Here is a 20,197-nt window from a genome sequence, read left to right on the forward strand (position 1 = left end):
AAGACGCTGGCGCTACCCGAATACGGGCAGCGCCAGCACTTGTGAGTAGCGCCAGTGTCTATGGGCAGCGCTGTTGAAGGCCCTGCGAGCAAGTCGCCGATACATCGGCAATTACGTCACGCCCAAGTTTCGTAATTGATGTGAACCTCGTCACTTAAGGGGCTCTTCGGCTTGGAGCTTAGGTTTGCCTACCCTACAGTTTTCTGACATAGGAAACATTCGTGTTGCCTAATAGGACCTAGGTTCAAGCAGACTTTTTCCCCACCGAAAGCAGCCTCAATGAAGATCCGCAACAGCGCGCTGGCCGGCATCGCACTCGCCGCCAGCGCAGCTCTCGGCCTGACCGCCTGCGGCGGCGCCAACCCCGCCGGCGACAGCTCGTCCGCCGCTTCCGGCGGCGCCTCCTCGGGTGAAATCACGGTATACAACGCTCAGCACGAGAGCCTCACCAAGGAATGGGTGGATGCCTTCACGGCGGAAACCGGCATCAAGGTGACCATGCGCCAGGGCTCGGACACCGAACTGTCCAACCAGATCATCCAGGAAGGCCAGGCCTCCCCCGCGGATGTGTTCCTGACCGAGAACTCCCCCGCCATGACGCAGGTGGAGAACGCCGGCCTGTTCGCCGACGTCAACAAGGACACCCTGGCCCAGGTCCCGGCCGAATTCTCGCCGTCCACCGGCAAGTGGACCGGCATCGCCGCCCGCTCCACCGTGCTGGTCTACAACAAGACCAAGCTCACCGAGGACAAGCTGCCCAAGTCCATGCTTGACCTGGCCAACCCCGAATGGAAGGGCAGGTGGGCTGCCTCCCCCAGCGGTGCCGACTTCCAGGCCATCGTCTCCGCGCTCCTGGAACTGAAGGGCGAGTCCGCCACGGAAGAGTGGCTGAAGGGGATGAAGGAAAACTCCAAGGCCTACAAGGGAAACAGCACGGCCATGAAGGCCGTCAACGCCGGTGAAGTGGATGCCGCCCTGATCTACCACTACTACTACTACGGCGACCAGGCCAAGACCGGCGAAAACTCCAGCAACGTCACCCCGTACTACTTCAAGAACCAAGACCCGGGCGCGTTCCTGTCCGTTTCCGGCGGCGGTGTGCTGAAGTCCTCCAAGAACGCTGCGGCTGCGCAGGAGTTCCTGAAGTTCATCACCGGCAAGAAGGGTCAGGAGGTACTCAAGAACGGTACGTCCTTCGAGTACGCCATCGGCTCCGACGTTCCCGCCAATGACAAGCTGGTTCCCATCAAGGACCTGCAGGCACCCAAGGTTGACGCCGCCAAGCTCAACTCCGAGAAGGTCACCGATCTGATGACCCAGGCAGGACTCCTCTAATTCCGTGACCACCGATCTATCGGCTCCTCCCAGGCGGAGCACGACGACGGCGGGCCGGGGCAACAGCCCCCGCCCGCCTTTCGGCGTTTCCGCAGTGTCCCTCCTGGCGGTGCTGATCGCCCTCTTCTCCCTCGTCCCGCTGGGGTACGTGGCCTACATGACGGTGGCAACCGGGTGGGACACTGCCGTCGGGCTTATCCTGCGTCCCCGCGTGGGCGAACTCCTGCTGAACACCCTGCTCCTGATGGCCGCCACCATCCCGCTGTGCCTGCTGCTTGGCGTGGCGGGAGCGTGGTTGGTGGAGCGGACCAAACTGCGCGGCCACCGGATCTGGGCCGTGCTGCTGGCCGCTCCGCTGGCCGTCCCCGCGTTCGTGAACAGCTATGCCTGGGTATCGGCCGTCCCGTCGCTCGGGGGGCTGGGATCCGGCATCCTTATCTCCACGCTGTCCTATTTCCCGCTGGTGTACATCCCGGCCGCGGCCACCCTGAGCCGGCTGGACCCGGCCATTGAACAGTCCGCCGCAGCCCTGGGGCTGGGGGCCTGGCGGTCCTTCTTCCGAGTGGTGCTCCCCCAACTCCGGATTGCATTGACCGGCGGCGCCCTGCTGGTGGGGCTGCACCTGCTTGCCGAATACGGCGCGTTCGCGATGATCCGGTTCGACACCTTCACCACCGCGATCATGACCCAGTACCAGTCCACCTTCAACGGCGCAGCCGGGAACATGCTGGCCAGCGTCCTGGTGTTCTTCTGCCTGCTCCTGCTGGTGGCCGAGGTCCGCAGCCGCGGCACCGCCCGCTACGCGAGGATCGGTTCCGGCGTGCAGGCAAGGGCGCTGCGGCTGCCGCTGCACGCGTATCAGGTGCCGGCCCAGCTGTTCCTGGTGGCGCTGACGGCACTGGCGTTCGGACTTCCGCTGTATTACGTCATGCGGTGGATCCTGGCCGGCGGGGCGGACATCTGGACCGCGTCCGAGTTCCTGCCTGCCCTCTTCACCACCTTCACTTACGGGCTGGCGGGCGCCGCAGCCACCACCGTGGTGGCCTTCCCCATGGCATACCTCGCCGTCCGCCACCCGGGCTGGTTCAGCAAGTCCCTGGAACTGTCCAACTACGTCACCAGCTCCATGCCCGGCATCGTGGTGGCCCTGGCATTCGTCACCGTGAGCATCCGCATGGTCCCGGGGATGTACCAGACGGCGGGGCTCCTGGTGGCAGCCTACGTGCTCCTGTTCCTCCCCCGCGCCCTGGTCAACCTCCGGGCCGGGCTGGCACAGGCGCCCAAGGAACTGGACGAGGCCGCGCAGGCGCTGGGCAAGCCGCCACTGCTGGCTTTCATCCGCGTCACCTTGCGGCTTACCGCCCCGGCCGCCGCAGGCGGGGCGGCCCTGGTGTTCCTGGCCATCGCCAACGAGCTCACCGCCACCTTGCTCCTGTCCCCCAACGGCACCAAGACCCTGGCCACCGAGTTCTGGAGCAAGAGCAGCGAAATCGACTATGCCGGCGCCGCCCCCTACGCGCTGCTGATGATCCTGCTTTCCGCGCCCATGACCTACCTCCTCTTCCAACAGTCCAAGAAAGTAGCCGGACAGTGACAGCACCATCAACCCGCAGGCTGCCCGAGCCCCGGGTGGCACCCTCCGTGGCGGCAACCACCAACAGCCACCTGCAGATCACGGACGTCACCAAGAACTTCGGATCGCAGGCGGTCCTGAGGGGCGTCAACCTCTCCGTGGCCAAGGGCGGCACCACCGCCATCGTGGGCCCGTCCGGCTCCGGCAAAACCACGCTGCTGCGCCTGATCGCCGGGTTTGAACATCCGGACACCGGGAGCATCTCGCTGAACGGGACCCTTGTCGCTGGTGATGGCGCGTGGCTTCCGGCGCACAAGCGGGAGATCGGGTACGTGGCCCAGGACGGTGCCCTGTTCCCGCATCTGACGGTGGGCCAGAACATTGCCTTCGGCCTGAATGCGGCCAAGCTCGACGGCGGCCGCCGCGCCGTCAACGCCCGCGTGGCGGAGTTGCTGGAAATGGTGTCGCTGGATGCGTCCATGGCCAAGCGCCGCCCGCACCAGCTCTCCGGCGGCCAGCAGCAGCGGGTCGCCCTGGCCCGGGCGCTGGCGCGCGAACCGGAGCTGATGCTGCTGGACGAGCCTTTCTCTGCCCTGGACGCGGGCCTGCGCGTGGCCACCCGCCGGGCCGTGGCCAAGGTCCTGGCCGAGGCAGGGGTCACCACCATCCTGGTCACGCACGACCAGGCCGAGGCCCTGTCCTTCGCGGACCAGGTGGCCGTGATGCGCGGCGGCAAGCTGGCCCAGATCGGTAACCCCTTCGTGGTGTACACCCGCCCCGCGGACCGGGCCACCGCCGAATTCCTGGGTGATGCCGTCATCCTGGACGCCTGGCTGGAGGGCTCCCTGGCCACCTGCTCCCTGGGCGGCATCCCGGTCCGCCGGCCGCCGGCGCAGGGCCGGGTACAGCTGATGCTGCGGCCGGAACAGATCCGCATCGCCGAGGACGGACCCATCCGCGGCGTGGTGGTGGACACGGACTACTTCGGCCCCGAAACCACCGTGCGGCTGAAGCTGAACGTGCCGCAGGAAGTGGCCGAGCACGCTGACCACCGGTACCCCGGCGGCGGCGAGGTGATCACCATTCGGCACTGGAACGCCTCGATCGCCCGGCCCGGCATGGAACTGTGCCTGCGGGTGGTGGGCGAAGCCGTGGCGTTCCCGGTGGAGGACTGAGCACCAGCCGTCTCTCCTGACACAGAAAAATCATCCTGTGGAAACACTCCGGCAATGTCTCCCCGCCAAGCTGTCCTTACGGGGATACAACAGCAGGAGGCAGCCCATTATGGAGGCACAAGGAGTACGTACGGCCCAGCTTCGGATCGGGGATCAGATCGAGGCTTGGCACAGGGGCAGGCTCTTCCACAAAGGGCGCGTGACCGACGTCGTCCCGGCCCTTGAACTCTTCTGGATCCTGGACGCCCGGACCGGCACGCGCAAGCTGCTGGACCCCGAAGCCCTGGAGATACGCCACGTGGAGGCCGGGGCGCCGGTGAAACCGGAAGTCACCGCCAAGCCCCAGCCCCCGGCCAAGCCGCTCGCCACCGCCTGAAGCCCGGGGAGGGCTCAGGCGCGGTCCTGGTAGACGTCCGGGACGCCGTCGTGGTCCGAATCCACCTTCTCCAGCTCTTCGGCCAGGCGGTACTGCCGGTTGCGGGTGCGCAGCACGGCGGTTGCCAGCAGCGCGGCAATCAGCGACGCGGCCAGGATGCCAACCTTGGCATGGTCGTCATGCAGGCTGCCGTTGCCGAAGCTGAGTTCCGCCACCAGCAGGGACACGGTGAAGCCGATCCCCGCCAGCAGCGCAACGCCAAACACGTCGATCCATTTGAAGGAGCTGTCCAGGGTGGCCCTGGTGGCTTTGGTCAGGATCCACGTGGTGGCCAGGATGCCGATCGGCTTGCCCAGGACCAGGCCCAGGATGATGCCCAGCGCCACGGGGTCCGTCAGGGCTGAGCCCAATCCAGCCCAGCCACCCACGGCCACGCCGGCCGAAAAGAACGCGAACACAGGCACTGCCACGCCCGCGGAGATGGGCCGGAACCGGTGCTCGAAGATCTCCGCCAGCCCGGGTCCGGCTTCGGGCCCGCCCGACGCCTGGGAGCGGATCACCGGAATGGCGAAGCCCAGCAGCACGCCCGCCACGGTGGCATGGATACCGGAAGCGTGCACCAGCGCCCACGTCACGGCGCCCAGGGGCAGCAGGACCAGCCAGGCAGCGGCGGCATGCAGGCCAAAGAACCGACGGAACTTCTGGGCCAGGAAGGCATAGATGGCCAGCGGAACCAGCGCCAGAAGCAGAGGCGCCACCTGGATGTCGCTGGAGTAGAAGAACGCGATGATGGTGATGGCGATCAGGTCATCCACCACGGCCAGCGTGAGCAGGAAGATCCGCAGGGCGCTGGGCAGGTGGGACCCTATGATCGCCAGGACGGCAACGGCAAAAGCAATATCCGTTGCGGTGGGAATGGCCCACCCCCGGAGCGTTTCCGGGCTGGCGAGATTGACGACGGCGTAGATCACCGCCGGGACCGCCACGCCTCCCACGGCGGCCGCTACCGGCACGATCGACTTGCTGATCTGGCGCAGGTCACCGGCCACGAATTCGCGTTTAAGTTCCAGGCCCACCAGGAAGAAGAAGATCGCCAGCAGTCCGTCCGCCGCCCACGCCCCCAAGCTCAGTTCAAGGTGCCATGGTTCGTAGCCAACCTTGAAGTCGCGGAGGGCAAAGTAGCTGTCCGACGCGGGGGAGTTGGCCCACACCAGCGCGATGACGGCAGCGACCACCAGGAGGGCACCGCCGACGGTCTCCTTGCGGAGGATCTCGCCGATCCGCAGCGCCTCGGCGTAGCTGCCACGAGAAAAAACGGTGGAACCGAAGAATTTGTTCTGGCGTGGGGTGGGCGGTGTGGCGCTCATGCAGGCGTCCTTAAATCCGGGTTCGACAAATACATGCCGACCAGACTTCCCGGCGCACCTTCGGTCCATTCTACGGGGCCCCGCTGCCGCCCCCCAAACACTCTTCTCCGGCGGATTTCGGGGGTTTGTGGGCCAGTTCACAAAAACACCCATCCGGCGCTTCGATGGCATCGAATCATTAATGTCCCTCATCTGGGACAAAACGTCACTTGCATGAGGAGAATGCTTTCCGATGAACAAGACACTTCGTTTCCTCGCAGTTCCCACCCTCGCCCTGGGCGCCCTGGCCCTTTCGGGCGGTCCCGCCTCCGCAGCGGACCACACATACCAGTCCACTCTCACCCAAATCAATGGCAGCTCTGCCTCGGGCACCGTCACCGTGGACGTCACAGGCAATCAGGCACACGCCGTCCTGAAGGTCTCCGGCCTGGCCTCCACCTTCAACAACGCGCCCTACCCCCACGTCCAGCACATCCACGGCGGCGCCCAAGGCGTCTGCCCCGCACCGTCGGCAGACAAGGACGGCGACGGCGTGGTTTCCACCACCGAGGGTGCACCCAGCTACGGCGGAATTGTGACGACCCTGTCCACCAGCGGCGATACCAGCCCTGCGGCCGGGCTCGACCTCAAGGTTGCGGGCCAGGGTGCCAGCTACACCGTGGACCGAACTTTCGAACTCAACGCCGAGACCAAATCCGCCCTGGAGTCCGGCACCGCCGTCGTCGTTGTCCACGGGCTCGATCCGGCCACCCTCAGCCCGGCCGGGCAGGCCGCCAAATCGGACCTCGTTCCGAGCCTCCCACTCGCTGCCACCTCCCCCGCCCTTTGCGGGACGCTTAAAGCGGGGCAGATGAAGATGCCCGCCGGCGGCGTTGACACGGGCGTTGCGCAGCAGGCCGGTGGCACCGACAGCGGCGCCCTCGCCCTGGGCGGCGGCTTGGTCCTGGCAGCGGCAGCAGGGGGCGCCTACCTGGTCCGCCGCCGCGGTTCAGGTTCGGAAGCCTAAGTCCGGCTGGCTGGACCACGCCATGTCCTTCCTGAACTCCGGCAGCCGTGGAAGCCTTCAGGCCCCCGCGGCTGCCGGGCTTCTGCTCCTGCTCGCCCTCACCGGCTGCGGCTCCGCACCAGGAACGTCCGCCACCGGCCCATCGCCTTCGCTCTCCCCCGTACCGTCGGCATCCTCCGCACCTTCCGCGACCATGCCCTCACCCGCCGCGCCAATCTCCACCGCCCCCGTTCCTGCCGGCCAGCCCGCACCCACCGCACCTCCCGTCGTCGAACCCCCAGTCCTGCCCCGGTCCGCACCGGCGGCGCTTGATATCCCCTCGATTGGCCTGCGCACGGAACTGCTGAGCCTGGGCCTGCGGGCCAACGGCTCGCTGCAGGTCCCGGAAGACAAGGGCAACGGAGCCCCGGCTGGTTGGTACAACGGCTCGCCGACGCCCGGCGAGCGCGGCCCGGCCGTGGTGCTGGGGCATGTCAACGCGCTCGGCGGCCACAAAGGTGTCTTCGCCGACCTCCGTAAAATCGCGCCCGGAGCCGAGGTCAGTGTGGCGCGGACGGACGGCAGCACGGCCATTTTCGTCGTCGAACGCGCTGCCGTCTACGGCAAAGACAATTTCCCCACCCTTGAGGTTTACGGCAACACTCCGGAGTCCGAACTGAGGCTGATCACCTGCGACGGTTATGACGCCGCCACCGGCCTCTTCGATGACAACTACGTCGTTTTCGCCAAGCTCAAAGCCTGATCGGACAGACAACAACGGCCGCCCCACTCGCGGCGGCCAGGACGGATCGTCATGAAGAACCGTGCTCCCCTGCTGGCAACCCTGGCGCTGTCGCTGCTGCTCACCGGCTGTGCTGCGGCGGGATCAGCCGGGCAGGCCCTTCCAGCGGCGCCCCCCGCCCCCGCCGGCTCAACGGCGGCGGCCCATGCCGGCCACCATGGCACCGATACAGCTGTTCCCGAAACCAGCCCCGGAGGCCCCAGCGCGGCCGCCAGGATGGTATGCGGGGACCAGCCGATGGAACGGCTGACCAGCATCCTGTCGCTCGACCGGAAACCGCACACGGTAAGCAGCTGGGCCAACGGCACCTTCACCTGCACCTACCATCTAACCGAAGGTGCACTGGTGATTACCGTGCAGGAGGCGCCCGACCAAGCGAGGGCGCGGGCGTATTTCGACGCCATGCAAGCCCTTGCCACAGACGCCTCCCCCATTGAGGGGCTGGCCAACCTGGGCTTTCCCGCCTATGAAACTGCAGCCGGTTCCGCCGTTTTCCAAAAGGACAACTTTGTGCTGCAGGTGAACGCATCGGCGCTTCCATCTGCGGTTGGACCGGATGCCATCACCCGCGGCGCCTTGGCATACCAGCTCTCCACAACCATCCTTGCCTGCTGGGTGGAGCACCACTAGCCCGCGCGGCGGTCCCCCGCGTGGTTCGCCCGGCCGCGCAGTTGGATGGCCCGCACGGCACGGTCCAGGTAGGTCCGTGCCTCCGTGGAGTTGGCCAACTGCACCAGTTCCGCCGCCACTACCACCAGCTTGACGTTCCGGTGGCTGCTGGTGCTTACCAGCATCTGGAACGCGTCATCGGAGCCAAGTCTCAGCTGGCCCATGAGGATGCCCCGGGCCTGGTCGATCACGGTCCGGGTTGCCGTTGCACGCGCGACGGCGTCCCGGGCCGTTTGTTCGGTTTCGCGCTGCAGGGTGCGGCTGAGGTCTACCGTTACGCCTTCGAGCGCCAGCACTGCTCCGTCGGCGCTCAAGACCGCCTCGCCGGAGGTCACCACACGCCGCGTCTTCCCCCGGGCGTCCACAATCCGGTGATACATGCAGAAGAAGCCGCCTGTGGCGGAAACCTGCTGCACAATCTCCTCGCACCGCTCGCGGTCATCAGGATGCTTGTGGGCAAAGATCAGTTCCAGCGTGGGGACAACCTCGCCGCGCTGGTATCCGTGCAGCCGGAACATCCCGTCCGACCACTGGAAGGTTGGACCGGAGGGCTCAATGTCCACGCGGAAGGTACCGGCATCGCTTTCGCTGTCTCCGAGGGCACTCGAATACGTGTACAAATCGCTCAGCTCCGTCACAGGTCCACCTCCCGTGCAATGGCCAGCCCCCAGCGGTCCGGCTCTGTCCCCGCTCCTTCCAGTATGGTCGCGTTGCACAACAGAAGGTAGTGCGGGAGGTCCCATGGAAGTCGCGCGTGAAATGCGCTAGAGTCCTTGACCTTTATACCCCCAGGGGGTATATTGGCGGTGTTGTCAGTGAAGTGGTATGTCCCGGCCGGCGCACCAGCACCAGCCTTTCACAGCCGTTCAACCCCAGCGCCCCTTGATTCCCTCAACGGATTGGAACTGACATGAACAGCGGGAACCGTCCCCAGCTCCCCCTCGCATCCTCCGGCTGCAGCTGCTGCGCCCCAACCAACTCGGTGGAGCCGGCCAGCATCCTCCCCGCGACCACCCCGCAGGAGCCTCCGGCCGCCGTCGTAAATGCCGACGCGGACGCTTCCGCGCAGCGCAGCTTTGCAGTGGAAGGCATGACCTGCGGGCACTGCGTCCGGTCTGTCGAAACGGCTGTCTCCGCCGTTCCGGGCGTAACCTCGGCCTCGGTTGACCTGGTGCCGGGCGGCCGCTCCCGGCTTGCCGTGACCGGCGGGGTGTCCGAAGCCGACGTCCGCCAGGCCGTGGCGGCCGCCGGTTACGCCCTGGCCTGATACGGGCCGCGCCCCTGCGCTCCCAACATTTTTCCGCAGCCCCGGGTAAAGCCGGGCAGCGATTGCCTCCAAGGAGGAACCATGCAGGATCACCACGATATGCAGGACCAGCACGGCACGCAGGACCACCCCGCCGTGCACCACCAGGGAGGCGGGCATGACCACCCCCAGCCGCCCGGGGGGACGCTCACGGAGCCCCCTGCACACAGCGCCGGGCACACCGGACACCCACAGCACGCCGGACACGGCCAGCACGACGACGACCACACCATCCACACGCACGGCCAGCACGCGGGCCACAGCACGGCCATGTTCAAGAACAGATTCTGGCTGACGCTGGCCCTGTCCATTCCCGTGGTCTACTTCAGCCCCATGATGGCCCACCTGCTGGGCTACATGCCGCCGGAGTTCCCCGGCTCCGCCTGGATCCCCCCGGTCCTGGGCACCGCGATTTTCCTCTACGGCGGCCAGCCGTTCCTCAAGGGCGGCCTGCAGGAGCTCAAAGACCGCACCCCCGGAATGATGCTGCTGATTGCCATGGCCATCACGGTGGCCTTCGCCGCCTCCTGGGTCACCAGCCTGGGCATCGGCGGCTTCGACCTGGACTTCTGGTGGGAGCTGGCCCTGCTGGTGGCCATCATGCTGCTGGGGCACTGGATCGAAATGCGTGCCCTCGGATCCGCGCAGGGCGCCCTTGATGCCCTCGCCGCGCTGCTGCCGGACGAAGCCGAGCGCATCACCGACAGCGGCACCGAGACCGTTCCTGTGTCCGAACTCAACGCCGGGGACCTGGTCCTGGTGCGTCCCGGAGCCCGCATGCCCGCTGACGGAAACGTGGTGGACGGCCAGGCCGAGTTCGACGAGTCCATGATCACCGGTGAATCCAAGACCGTGGCGCGTGGCGCAGGCGATCCCGTGGTGGCCGGAACCGTTGCCACGGACAGCAGCGTCCGCGTCCGGGTCACGGCCGTTGGCGACCAGACCGCCCTGGCCGGGATCCAGCGGCTGGTGGAGGAAGCACAGGCCTCATCATCACGCGCACAGGCCCTGGCGGACCGTGCCGCAGCCTTCCTCTTCTACTTTGCCGCCGGGGCCGGGGTCCTCACCTTCATCGCCTGGACGCTGATGGGAAGTGTCCCCGACGCCGTGACCCGGACCGTCACCGTACTGGTCATTGCCTGCCCGCACGCCCTTGGCCTGGCCATCCCTCTGGTGATCGCCATTTCCACCGAGCAGGCGGCGCGGGCCGGTGTCCTGATCAAGAACCGGATGGCGCTGGAGCGGATGCGGACCATCGATGTGGTCCTGTTCGACAAGACCGGCACCCTGACCACCGGCGAGCCGGAGCTGGAGGACGTTGCCGTAGCTGAAGGAGCAGATCCGGACGCGGTGCTTGCCCTCGCCGCCACCGTAGAGTCCGACAGTGAACACCCCGTGGCACGGGCCATCGTCCGCGCTGCGAAGGCACGGAACCTGGCGCTGGCTCCGGCCACCGGCTTCACCTCGCTGACGGGCCGCGGCGTCCGCGCCAACGTGGAAGGCCGTACGGTGCATGTGGGCGGGCCGGCGCTCCTGCGCGAGCTCGGCGTCGTGGAACCGGCCTCCCTGGCGGGGAGCACCAAAGCCTGGATGGACCGCGGGGCAGCGGTCCTGCACGTTGTCGACGACGGCAACGTCCTGGGCGCCGTCAGCATGGAGGATGCGGTGCGGCCGGAGTCCCGGCAGGCTGTTGCTGCCCTGCAGCGGCGCGGGGTCAAGGTGGCCATGGTTACCGGTGACGCGCACCAGGTGGCCAAGGCCGTGGCCGCGGATCTGGACATCGACGAGGTGTTCGCCGAGGTCCTGCCCGCGGACAAGGACAAGAAAGTGGCCGAGCTGCAGGGCCGCGGCCTGAGGGTGGCCATGGTGGGCGACGGCGTCAACGACTCACCCGCGCTGGCCCGTGCCGAGGTGGGCATCGCCATCGGCGCCGGAACCGACGTGGCAGTGGAATCCGCCGGCGTGGTGCTGGCAGGAAACGATCCGCGGGCCGTGCTGTCCATGGTTGACCTGTCCCGTGCCAGCTACCGGAAGATGTGGCAGAACCTGGTGTGGGCCACCGGCTACAACGTCCTGTCCGTGCCATTGGCTGCCGGTGTCCTGGCATTCGCCGGGGTGGTGCTGTCGCCCGCAGCAGGGGCGGTGCTGATGTCCGCGTCCACCGTGGTGGTGGCACTGAACGCCCAGCTCCTCCGGCGCCTGAAACTGAACCCGTCCGAGGTACGTTGAACATTCCAGGCACATTGAAAGGAGGGACGGCCATGACCACCCGCGCCGTGGCGTCCCTCCTTCGCCGTGCCTGGCTGCTGGCCGCTGCCCTGGCCGTCATCGCAGGGCTGCTGGGCATGCACGTGCTCACCTCCGGGCATGGCTCGCACGGGTCCGGCCTGCAGGTCATGATTTCCCACAGTCCGGCTTCTCCTGTGGCGTCCGCCCACCCATCGCACAGCGCCGGGCACTCCCCCAGCCACACCGCCGTCGCGCATTCCGCTGCTGCCGGCGGCCATGCCGGCCAGCGCCCCGGCTCCTCCACTCCGGACGCGCCAGCCCTTGCCTCGCCCGCCTGCGGCGATTCCTGCCCGGGCGCCCAGGAATCGGGCGCGCCCTGTGTCCCCTCTGCGCCCGGCAGCCCGGTCACCCTTTCCCCACCCCAGGCATCCCCGGCCGCGATTCCTGCACCTCGCGCCCCCGGTAGCACCGCGGGCGCCGGCTACGGCTACCTGCCGCCCAGCCCCACACCCTGCGACCTGTCGATCAGCCGGACGTAAGCCGGACTGCGCCACATCCATCGCGGCCCAGTTCACCCACTCCCCTGAAAGACAACCATGAACACCACCATCAAGACCCTGTCCATTGCTGCTGCCCTGGCGGCCTCGCTTGGCCTGGCAGGCTGCGCCGGCAACGCCGGATCGGGCAACAGCATGCCCATGGACCACGGGAACTCCGGCCCCATGTCGAGCACGATGCCCAGCTCCGGGGCCAGGTCCAGCGGGGGCACGACGCCCAGCGCGGACGCCGACCACAACCAGGCCGACATCATGTTTGCCCAGATGATGATCCCGCACCACGCCCAGGCGGTGGAGATGAGCGGCATCATCCTGGACAAGCAGGGCGTCCCGGCGGAAGTGACTGCGCTTGCCAGCAAGATCAAGGCGGCGCAGGCCCCCGAGATCGAGCAGATGACCGGCTGGCTCCAGGGGTGGAACGTACCCACCATGATGAACGACCACACCGGCCATGGCATGACCGGCATGGTGGACGACGCCGGGATCGACAGGCTCAAGTCGGCCACCGGCACCGACGCTGCGCGGCTTTTCCTGGAGCAGATGATCGGCCATCACGAGGGCGCCATCGACATGGCCCAGCAGGAGATCAGCGCCGGCAAATCCCCTGAAGCCGTGAAGCTGGGCCACGAGATCGTGGACGCGCAGCAGACGGAGATCATGCAGATGAAGCAGCTGCTGGCCACGCTCTAGCGTGGGACAGCCCGCCGACCTGGCGGGAAATGTGAACGACGCGGTGGCGGCACCCGGTGTGGGAGCCGCCACCGCGGCGTCGCATGTTAAGTTGAAGGGCACGGGCCCCACCGGACCGCCGCCAGCTGGGAAAAGAGAAAATCTCCTTGGACACTTCCGCACCAGTACGAATCCTGACCGTCTGCACCGGCAACATCTGCCGGTCGCCCGTGGCCGAACGGCTGCTGCAGGCGGGGCTTGACCAAGTAGTGCCCGGCGGCTTCGAAGTCTCCAGCGCCGGCACCCGCGCCCTGGTGGGCCAGCCCATGCAGCCCATCTCGGCGGACATCGTGCGGACCTTCGGCGGGAATCCCGAAGGCTTCGCTGCCCGGCAGCTCACCCCCACAATCCTGCGCGGCGTGGACCTGGTGCTTACCATGACGTCCGGGCACCGCGGCGAGGTCCTGCAGCTGGACGCTTCCCTGCTCAAACGGACGTTCACCATCCGCGAGTTCGCCCGGATGCTGAATGTCCTGGACCAGCGGGCCGCCGAAAATGACACCCAGCCCGCCGGCCCCCAGGAAGCAGCGTCCGACGACGAGTCCCGGCTGGCTGCCAACGCCGCCTTTTGGCGCGGGCTGCCAGCCCGCGCCGCCGGGGTGCGGCACCTCTCGCTTCCCGCCGACCCCGCCGAAAATGACATCGTGGACCCCTACCGCCGCTCGCCCGAGGTCTACCGGGAGATGGAGGACCAGCTGGCTCCGGCGATCGTCTCCATCCTGCGCCACGCCCGCCTGAACGCGCCCGTGAGCCCGGACGCCGCCCAACTGTAGGTCCTGCCGCAGAGGCTCCACCCATCCGGCGTCTGGTCTTGGGCCTGCCGGCTGGTGTGGAACAGAGTGCGGTTTTTCTGTGGATTTCCCCGATGTAAGGCATTTTTTCCGGTGCTAATTTTCCGAAATGAGCACCCAGGCGAAGCTTCGCAGTACCGGCGCCGTCCGCGTTGTTGAGCGGTCCAAACGCCGTCGGCACCCGTTGCGGACCGCGCTGCTGGTGCTGCTCGCCGCAGCGATCCTGGTAGCCGCCGCAGCCGGTACGTACCTTTTCAGCCTCGGCCGTGCGTACGATTCACAGGCGAAGGTCATTGACAATCCATTCCCGTCCGAGTCCAACCGCCCGCAGCCGCGTTCCGCTGCGCCGTCCGGCGTAACACCGGTCGAAGGCACCGGCACTGGCGCGGCGGCCGGGCCCGCAGCAGCCGCCCCTGCCCAGGCACCCGGCGGGCAGGCGCTGAACATCCTGGTGATGGGCAGCGACAGCCGCGGGGCAACGGTTGGCAAGGCTGTATCCGGCAGCAGCTCGGATCAGCGCGCTGACACCCTCATGCTGGTGCACATTCCCGCGGACCGATCCAAAATCTTCGCCATCTCCCTGATGCGCGACCTGTGGGTGGACATTCCGGGTCACGGGAGGGCAAAGATCAATTCAGCCCTCGCCTACGGGGGCGTCCCCCTCATGGTGCAGACGGTGGAGACCATGTTCAACGAGCGCGTGGACCACGTGGCCATGGTCGACTTTGAGGGCTTTGTTGGCCTCACGGATGCCCTCGGCGGGGTTGAGGTGGACATCCCCCGGTCCTTCGTTTCCGCGCACGACAAATTCTCCTACCAGCAGGGGCGTACCCTGCTGGACGGCAAGCACGCCCTGGAGTTCGTCCGCGAGCGCTACTCCTTCACCGACGGCGATTACCAGCGGGTGCGCAACCAGCAGGCTTTCGTGCGGGCGCTTTTCGCCAAGAACCTCAGCCCGGAAACCCTTCTGAACCCGGTGAAGGTGCATAACGTAGTCACTGCCATGTCGCCGTTCATCAGCGTGGACAGCGGACTTAACGCAGCGGCCCTGGCAAACCTGGCCTTGGAACTGCGCAACGTGCGTGCGGACGACATGGAAATGTTTACCCTTCCCACCCTGGGGATCGGAACCTCCGCGGACGGCCAGTCCATCGTCCTTCCAAACCAAACGGCAATCAAAGACATCGGCGATGCGCTGGCAGGTGACAGTTTGGACAACTATGTAGCCAATAACGGCTTGCCGGACGGACACTGATGCCACCAGTCACAATGAGGTGGAGGCGTCATGAGCATCCCAGGCGGTCCTGATCCGTCCGGTCCCGTCGGCCCCGGCAATTCCGGTCCGCCCACAGGCCCATCCGCGCACCGGCCCGGCTGGCTGGTTGCCCTGGGACGCCGCCGCTGGATCGTGGCACTGGTGGTGCTGGCCCTTGTGGCGGCAGCCGGCATCGCGGTCTTCAGCCTGAACCGCGCCGGCCGGGAGGCACGGCCAGCCGCCACCCAAACCCAGCCGCCCAGCGAAACGCCCAGCACAACGCCTACGCCCACTCCTTCCGAAACGCCGCCGCCGGCTCCCGCTCCCCCGCCCCCGCCTCCCCCGATCCCGGAACTGCCCGCAGTTCCGATGAACATCCTGGTGATCGGCAGCGACATCCGCGGCGGCACGCCGGCGCGGGACGCCGCCGCCCATACGGCAGCCACCGGCGAAGCCCAGGACCAGCGGGCGGACTCCCTGATGGTGGTTCACGTCCCGGCCGACCGCCGGAACCTTTACCTCATCTCCATCAACCGCGACAACTGGGTGGACATCCCCGGCTACGGGGCCGCCAAGATCAATGCAGCCCTGCAGTATGGCGGCATCGACATGGAAACTGCCACCGTGCAGCAACTGCTGGGAATCACCATCGACCACACGCTGATGCTGGACTTCGGCGGGTTCAAAATCCTGGTGGACGGCCTGGGCGGAATCGACGTCAATGTTCCCATCCCTTTCCAGTCCAGCGTTGAAACCCAACACGTCTTCCCCGCCGGCATGAACCACCTGGACGGGCAGGCGGCGCTGGAGTTTTCCCGTGAGCGCTACGCCTTCGCCGACGGCGACTTCCAGCGGGTCCGCGACCAGCAGATCATGCTCCGCGCAATCCTGGCCCGCCTCACGGCTGGAGGTGCCCTCAACGATGTGAATACGGTGCGGTCCCTGGTCGACTTCGCTTCCTGCTGCCTCACCGTGGATAAGGCCTTCGACCCCGTACAGGCCGCCATTCTGGCTTACAGCCTGCGGAACCTGGACGTGAACGCCATCGGCACCATGACGCTTCCGACGGCGGGTTCAGGTTTCGTGGCCGGACAATCCGTACTGTTTCCAGACTATGGCGGCATCGCGGCCGTGGGCGCGGCACTCCGGGAGGGCCGGATCGGCGACTTCGCGAAGCCATAGGGCGCAACCCCCGCTGTTCAGCCGCGGCTCGCCGCCCGTTCACCGCCACGCCAGAGTCCGTGTACCGGCCGGGACAACCCTGAGGACATGACCGAGTCTTCCCCGGCAGGGGTTTCCCGCCGCACCATCGTCAAGAGTTCCGTCCTCGCCGCCGCGCTGGCCTCCGTGCCCGCCGCCAACGCCACGGCAGTCACCCAGTCTCCCGCCGGCGTCGCCTTGGTGCGCAACCGGCTCACACTGCCCAGCGGCATCGCCACCGGCGATGTCACCTCCGATTCGGCTGTGTTGTGGTCGCGTGCCTCGGGTGCCGGCCGGATGACGGCGGTCCTGCGGGCAGTGGACGACGGCGGCCAGGTGCTGCGCGGGCGCGGCGCCTTTGAGCGGGTCCTCCGCGGGCCCCGCGCCACCCAGGCATCCGACTTCACTGCCAAAATCCACGCCGGCAACCTGCCGTCCAACACGCGTTTTGCGCTGGAGATCAGCTTCGACGACGACGCCGGCGCGGCCAGTGAGACGGTTCGCGGCAGCTTCCGCACGGCCCCCGACACCGGGACGGTCAACGGCAAGGGCCGCACCGGCGACACCACCAACGGCGGCGACGTCCCGGCGTCGTCCGCGCAAAGCTTTGTGTGGACCGGCGACACCGCGGGCCAGGGCTGGGGCATCAACGAGGAAATCGGGGGGATGCGTGGCTACCGGGCCATGCACCAGACCCGCCCGGACTTCTTCATCCACTCCGGCGACACCATCTACGCCGACGGCCCCATCGCCGAAACCGTGGTGGAAAAGGACGGGCAGGTGTGGCGCAACCTGGTGACGGAGGAGGTTTCCAAGGTTGCCGAGACGCTCACCGAATTCCGCGGCCGCCACCGCTACAACTCCAAGGACGCCAATATGCGGGCCATGTTCGCGGACGTTCCGGTCATCGCCCAGTGGGATGACCACGAGACCCACAACAACTGGTACCCGGGCCAGATCATCGACGACTCCCGCTACACGGTGCGGGACGTCAACACCCTCGCTGCCCGCGGCCAGCAGGCCTGGCAGGAAAACATGCCCATCGCGGACAGCTCGGCCATCTGGCGCCCGGGGACGTTCGATGATGCCGGGCAGTACCAGCCGGCCCGGATCTACCGGAAGATCTCCCGGGGCCCGCAGCTGGACATCTTCTGCCTGGACATGCGCACCTACAAGTCCCCCAACACGGACGGCAAGGAACCCTACGCCACCAACATCCTTGGCCAGGAGCAGGTGGACTGGCTCATCCGCGAGGTGTCCAGGTCCAAGGCGACATGGAAGGTGATTGCCAACGACCTGCCGCTGGGCATTGTGGTGCCGGACGGCCCGGTCAACCAGGAGAGCCTGTCCAACCGGGACAACGGCGCTCCCCTGGGCCGTGAACTCGAAATTGCAGGAGTGCTCAGCGCCTTCAAGCGCAACGGCGTCAAGAACACCGTGTGGCTCACCGCCGATGTGCACTACTGCGCCGCCCACCACTACTCCCCCGAGCGTGCTGCCTTCACCGACTTCGAACCCTTCTGGGAGTTCGTGGCCGGGCCCATCGCCGCCGGCTCCTTCGGCCCCAACAGCATGGACGGCGCCTTCGGCCCCGAGGTGGTGTTCGCAAAGACCGGACGCTTCGCCGGAGAATCGCCGCGCGACGGCGAAAACCAGTTCTTCGGCCACGTCCAGCTGGGCGAGGACAACAGCTTCACCGCCAGCCTCCGGAACGCCAACGGTGCCACGGTGTTCTCCAAGGTCCTGACGCCCGAACGGTAAGCCCTGTCCTCGACGTGCAAATCCACTGGCGACGCGCATATTCCTGAGACGCCGATATATTGGGGCGCGTCGATGATTTTGCGCGTCGCTGACGAAAATGGGCGTCGAGCCGTATGGTCCGCTGCCGCCGCCGTCGTTATTTGCGCCTGCCCCTGGGTACGCCGTTGGTAGTGTTCCTGCATTCGACACAGCATTTGGCAGGGTGAGGACGGGGTGATTTCTTGAAGGACACTTCAGCAAACGACGACGGCCTAACGGAGGCCGTCCAGCAGGCCGGGGCGGTGGAACTGCTGCTGATCCGCCATGGCGAGAGCGAAGGCAACGTTGCGGCCACCGAGGCCCGCGAGGCCGGCGTGGAGGTCATCAAGGTTCCCGCCCGGGATGCGGACGTGGACCTGTCCGGCACCGGCAGGGACCAGGCCAAGGCGCTGGGCATGGCACTGGGACGGATTGCGGAGGAGTTCCGCCCTGACACGGTGGTGTCCTCCCCGTATGCGCGTGCCCGCCAGACGGCTGAGATCGCGGTGGAAACCGCAGGCTGGCCAGTGCAGGTTCGGATAGACGAACGGCTCCGCGACCGCGAACTGGGCATCCTGGACCGGCTCACGCGGCTGGGCGTGGAAAACCGCTACCCCGAGGAATCCGAACGCCGTGACTGGCTGGGCAAACTCTACTACCGGCCACCGGGAGGGGAATCCTGGGCGGACGTTGCGCTGCGGCTGCGGTCCGTCCTGGCCGAGCTGAACAACCTTGGCCTGGGCCAGCGGGTCATGCTGGTGTGCCACGACGCGGTAATCATGCTGTTCCGCTATGTCCTGGAAGGGCTCAGCGAAAAGGAACTGCTGGACCTGGCAGCCAGGGAGGCCATCCTCAACGCGTCACTGACCAAGTTTGTCCGCCCCTCCGGCGTGGGGCCGTGGACGCTGGAGAGCTTCAACGTGGCCGACCATCTGGCAGAGCAGGGCGTCGAGGTCACCCAGCACGCGGGAGACACCAGTGTCCGCCCACGATAACGCACCCGGGCCCACGCTGGTGACGGCGACGCTCCTGCGGGGGTGGCCACTGCCGGCGCCGGGCGAAGATAAGTATTCACGCGGCTCCGTGTTGGTAGTGGGCGGGGCCAGGGCCACCCCGGGGGCAGCCCTTCTGGCCGGCACCGCAGCCTTGCGTGCGGGGGCCGGGAAAGTCACGCTGGCAGTGGCCGAGTCAGTGTCAGTGCAGCTGGGGGTGGCACTGCCTGAGTGCGGGTCCATCGGCCTTCCGGAGACTCCCGGCGGCTCCGTCAAACCGGAACTGGACCGCATTTCCTCCTACCTGGACCGGGCCGACGTCATCCTGGTGGGGCCCGGCCTGGACGATCCCGACCTCGCCGGCGAACTGCTGGAAGCGATGCTCGGGCAGGAGAATGAATCCAACAGCGGCGCCCAAGGTGACGCCGGCAGGGGCTCCCAAGGCGACGCCGGCGCAAAGGAAGGTCCCGCCGTCGTCCTTGATGCCTACGCGCTGGGTGCCTTGGTGCCTCTGGAGGACCAACTCGGCCCCTGGCGCGGCCGGCTGATCCTCACCCCCAACCCCAAGGAAGCGGAGGTCCTGCTGGGGCGGGAGGTGAATGACCTCGAAAAGGACCTGGCCGAGATCTCCGCCAGGTTCGGCGCTGTGGTCAGCTGCCAGGGGCTGATCACCCAGCCGCCCGGCCTGAACCCGGACGAGCCGGAGCTGTGGAAGATCACCACGGGGTACGGCGGGCTGGGTACGTCCGGCAGCGGCGACGTCCTGGCGGGAGCCATTGCCGGGTTCCGTGCCCGCGGAACCACCGGCGCCCAAGCCGCCTGTTGGGGCACCCACCTGCACGCAGCCGCAGGCGACCGCTTGGCCGTCAGGCTGGGACCGCTCGGGTTCCTGGCCCGCGAACTGGCCGACGAACTGCCCGCCCTGATGCTGGAATTCAGCGTCTAACGCCCGGCGGCAGGACACCCGGGCACGCGGATGGCCCCCGGCTAAACCCGGGGGCCACCGTGTCGGGAGGTTGAGGCCTAAGCTGCCGATGCGCTGTCTGGCGCTGTGGCGTTGCACAGATGGCGATTCGC

At 67.3% G+C, this 20,197-nt stretch carries 19 protein-coding genes; 17 read left to right on the forward strand and 2 right to left on the reverse strand.

The annotated features are described in order from the left end of the window. Positions 1-279 precede the first annotated feature (279 nt). The 4 genes from LFT44_RS16160 to LFT44_RS16175 all read left to right on the forward strand — a co-directional run bounded on the left by LFT44_RS16160 (position 280) and on the right by LFT44_RS16175 (position 4,459). A complete protein-coding gene (locus LFT44_RS16160; RefSeq protein WP_236799446.1) occupies positions 280-1,335 on the forward strand; it encodes an iron ABC transporter substrate-binding protein in 1,056 nt (351 codons plus the stop codon). 4 nt (positions 1,336-1,339) lie between these two features. After that, entirely contained in the window at positions 1,340-2,929 is a 1,590-nt protein-coding gene (locus LFT44_RS16165) for an ABC transporter permease (protein ID WP_236799447.1), read from the forward strand. Then, positions 2,926-4,083, forward strand: a complete 1,158-nt coding sequence (locus LFT44_RS16170; protein ID WP_236799448.1) for an ABC transporter ATP-binding protein — start codon at positions 2,926-2,928, stop codon at positions 4,081-4,083. Before LFT44_RS16165 ends, LFT44_RS16170 begins: the two co-directional genes overlap by 4 nt. Before the next feature lie 199 nt (positions 4,084-4,282). Then, positions 4,283-4,459 (forward strand): hypothetical protein, encoded by a 177-nt coding sequence (locus LFT44_RS16175; protein ID WP_236799449.1) that lies wholly within the window; start codon positions 4,283-4,285, stop codon positions 4,457-4,459. A gap of 14 nt (positions 4,460-4,473) precedes the next feature. Here the strand turns inward: LFT44_RS16175 and nhaA are convergent, their stop codons facing one another. Then, complete coding sequence (gene nhaA / locus LFT44_RS16180; protein ID WP_236799450.1) at positions 4,474-5,826, reverse strand: Na+/H+ antiporter NhaA; 1,353 nt, start codon at positions 5,824-5,826, stop codon at positions 4,474-4,476. A 232-nt stretch (positions 5,827-6,058) separates the two neighbouring features. On the opposite strand from nhaA, the gene LFT44_RS16185 reads away from it, so the two are divergent. Genes LFT44_RS16185 through LFT44_RS16195 form a run of 3 tightly spaced genes read left to right on the forward strand, consistent with a single transcriptional unit; the run spans position 6,059 to position 8,243 of the window. After that, on the forward strand, positions 6,059-6,832 hold the full coding sequence (locus LFT44_RS16185) for a CHRD domain-containing protein (protein ID WP_236799451.1): 774 nt from the start codon (positions 6,059-6,061) through the stop codon (positions 6,830-6,832). Between the two features lie 22 nt (positions 6,833-6,854). Further along, positions 6,855-7,574 (forward strand): sortase domain-containing protein, encoded by a 720-nt coding sequence (locus tag LFT44_RS16190; protein ID WP_236799452.1) that lies wholly within the window; start codon positions 6,855-6,857, stop codon positions 7,572-7,574. A gap of 51 nt (positions 7,575-7,625) precedes the next feature. Further along, positions 7,626-8,243 (forward strand): hypothetical protein, encoded by a 618-nt coding sequence (locus LFT44_RS16195; protein ID WP_236799453.1) that lies wholly within the window; start codon positions 7,626-7,628, stop codon positions 8,241-8,243. Here the strand turns inward: LFT44_RS16195 and LFT44_RS16200 are convergent. Continuing rightward, positions 8,240-8,920, reverse strand: a complete 681-nt coding sequence (locus LFT44_RS16200; RefSeq protein ID WP_236799454.1) for a PAS and ANTAR domain-containing protein — start codon at positions 8,918-8,920, stop codon at positions 8,240-8,242. The two genes, LFT44_RS16195 and LFT44_RS16200, sit on opposite strands and share 4 nt — an antisense overlap. A 272-nt stretch (positions 8,921-9,192) precedes the next feature. Between LFT44_RS16200 and LFT44_RS16205 the strand changes: the two genes are divergently transcribed. The 10 genes from LFT44_RS16205 (at position 9,193) to LFT44_RS16250 (ending at position 20,066) form a co-directional block, all read left to right on the forward strand. Beyond that, entirely contained in the window at positions 9,193-9,549 is a 357-nt protein-coding gene (locus LFT44_RS16205; protein ID WP_236799455.1) for a heavy-metal-associated domain-containing protein, read from the forward strand. Between the two features lie 81 nt (positions 9,550-9,630). Further along, positions 9,631-11,817 carry a heavy metal translocating P-type ATPase gene (locus LFT44_RS16210; RefSeq protein WP_236799456.1) on the forward strand — a complete coding sequence of 729 codons (2,187 nt, stop codon included), beginning with the start codon at positions 9,631-9,633 and terminating at the stop codon, positions 11,815-11,817. A gap of 32 nt (positions 11,818-11,849) precedes the next feature. After that, positions 11,850-12,356: a hypothetical protein gene (locus LFT44_RS16215; RefSeq protein ID WP_236799457.1), complete on the forward strand. Its 507-nt coding sequence runs from the start codon at positions 11,850-11,852 to the stop codon at positions 12,354-12,356. Positions 12,357-12,413: 57 nt separating this feature from the next. Continuing rightward, entirely contained in the window at positions 12,414-13,064 is a 651-nt protein-coding gene (locus LFT44_RS16220; RefSeq protein WP_236799458.1) for a DUF305 domain-containing protein, read from the forward strand. Positions 13,065-13,210: 146 nt separating this feature from the next. After that, the gene (locus tag LFT44_RS16225; RefSeq protein WP_236799459.1) at positions 13,211-13,876 is read left to right on the forward strand and encodes an arsenate reductase/protein-tyrosine-phosphatase family protein; all 666 of its coding nucleotides are present in this window, start codon (positions 13,211-13,213) and stop codon (positions 13,874-13,876) included. Between the two features lie 127 nt (positions 13,877-14,003). Beyond that, a complete protein-coding gene (locus LFT44_RS16230) occupies positions 14,004-15,149 on the forward strand; it encodes an LCP family protein (protein WP_236799460.1) in 1,146 nt (381 codons plus the stop codon). 30 nt (positions 15,150-15,179) lie between these two features. Next, positions 15,180-16,331 carry an LCP family protein gene (locus LFT44_RS16235; protein WP_236799461.1) on the forward strand — a complete coding sequence of 384 codons (1,152 nt, stop codon included), beginning with the start codon at positions 15,180-15,182 and terminating at the stop codon, positions 16,329-16,331. An 87-nt stretch (positions 16,332-16,418) separates the two neighbouring features. Next, positions 16,419-18,110 (forward strand): alkaline phosphatase D family protein, encoded by a 1,692-nt coding sequence (locus LFT44_RS16240; RefSeq protein ID WP_236799462.1) that lies wholly within the window; start codon positions 16,419-16,421, stop codon positions 18,108-18,110. A gap of 221 nt (positions 18,111-18,331) precedes the next feature. Then, entirely contained in the window at positions 18,332-19,123 is a 792-nt protein-coding gene (locus LFT44_RS16245; RefSeq protein ID WP_236799463.1) for a histidine phosphatase family protein, read from the forward strand. Further along, the gene (locus LFT44_RS16250; RefSeq protein ID WP_236799464.1) at positions 19,107-20,066 is read left to right on the forward strand and encodes an ADP-dependent NAD(P)H-hydrate dehydratase; all 960 of its coding nucleotides are present in this window, start codon (positions 19,107-19,109) and stop codon (positions 20,064-20,066) included. The genes LFT44_RS16245 and LFT44_RS16250 overlap by 17 nt, the downstream gene beginning before the upstream one ends. Positions 20,067-20,197 lie beyond the last annotated feature (131 nt).

The sequence above is a fragment of the Arthrobacter sp. FW306-05-C genome, from assembly GCF_021801725.1.
GTDB lineage: Bacteria > Actinomycetota > Actinomycetes > Actinomycetales > Micrococcaceae > Arthrobacter.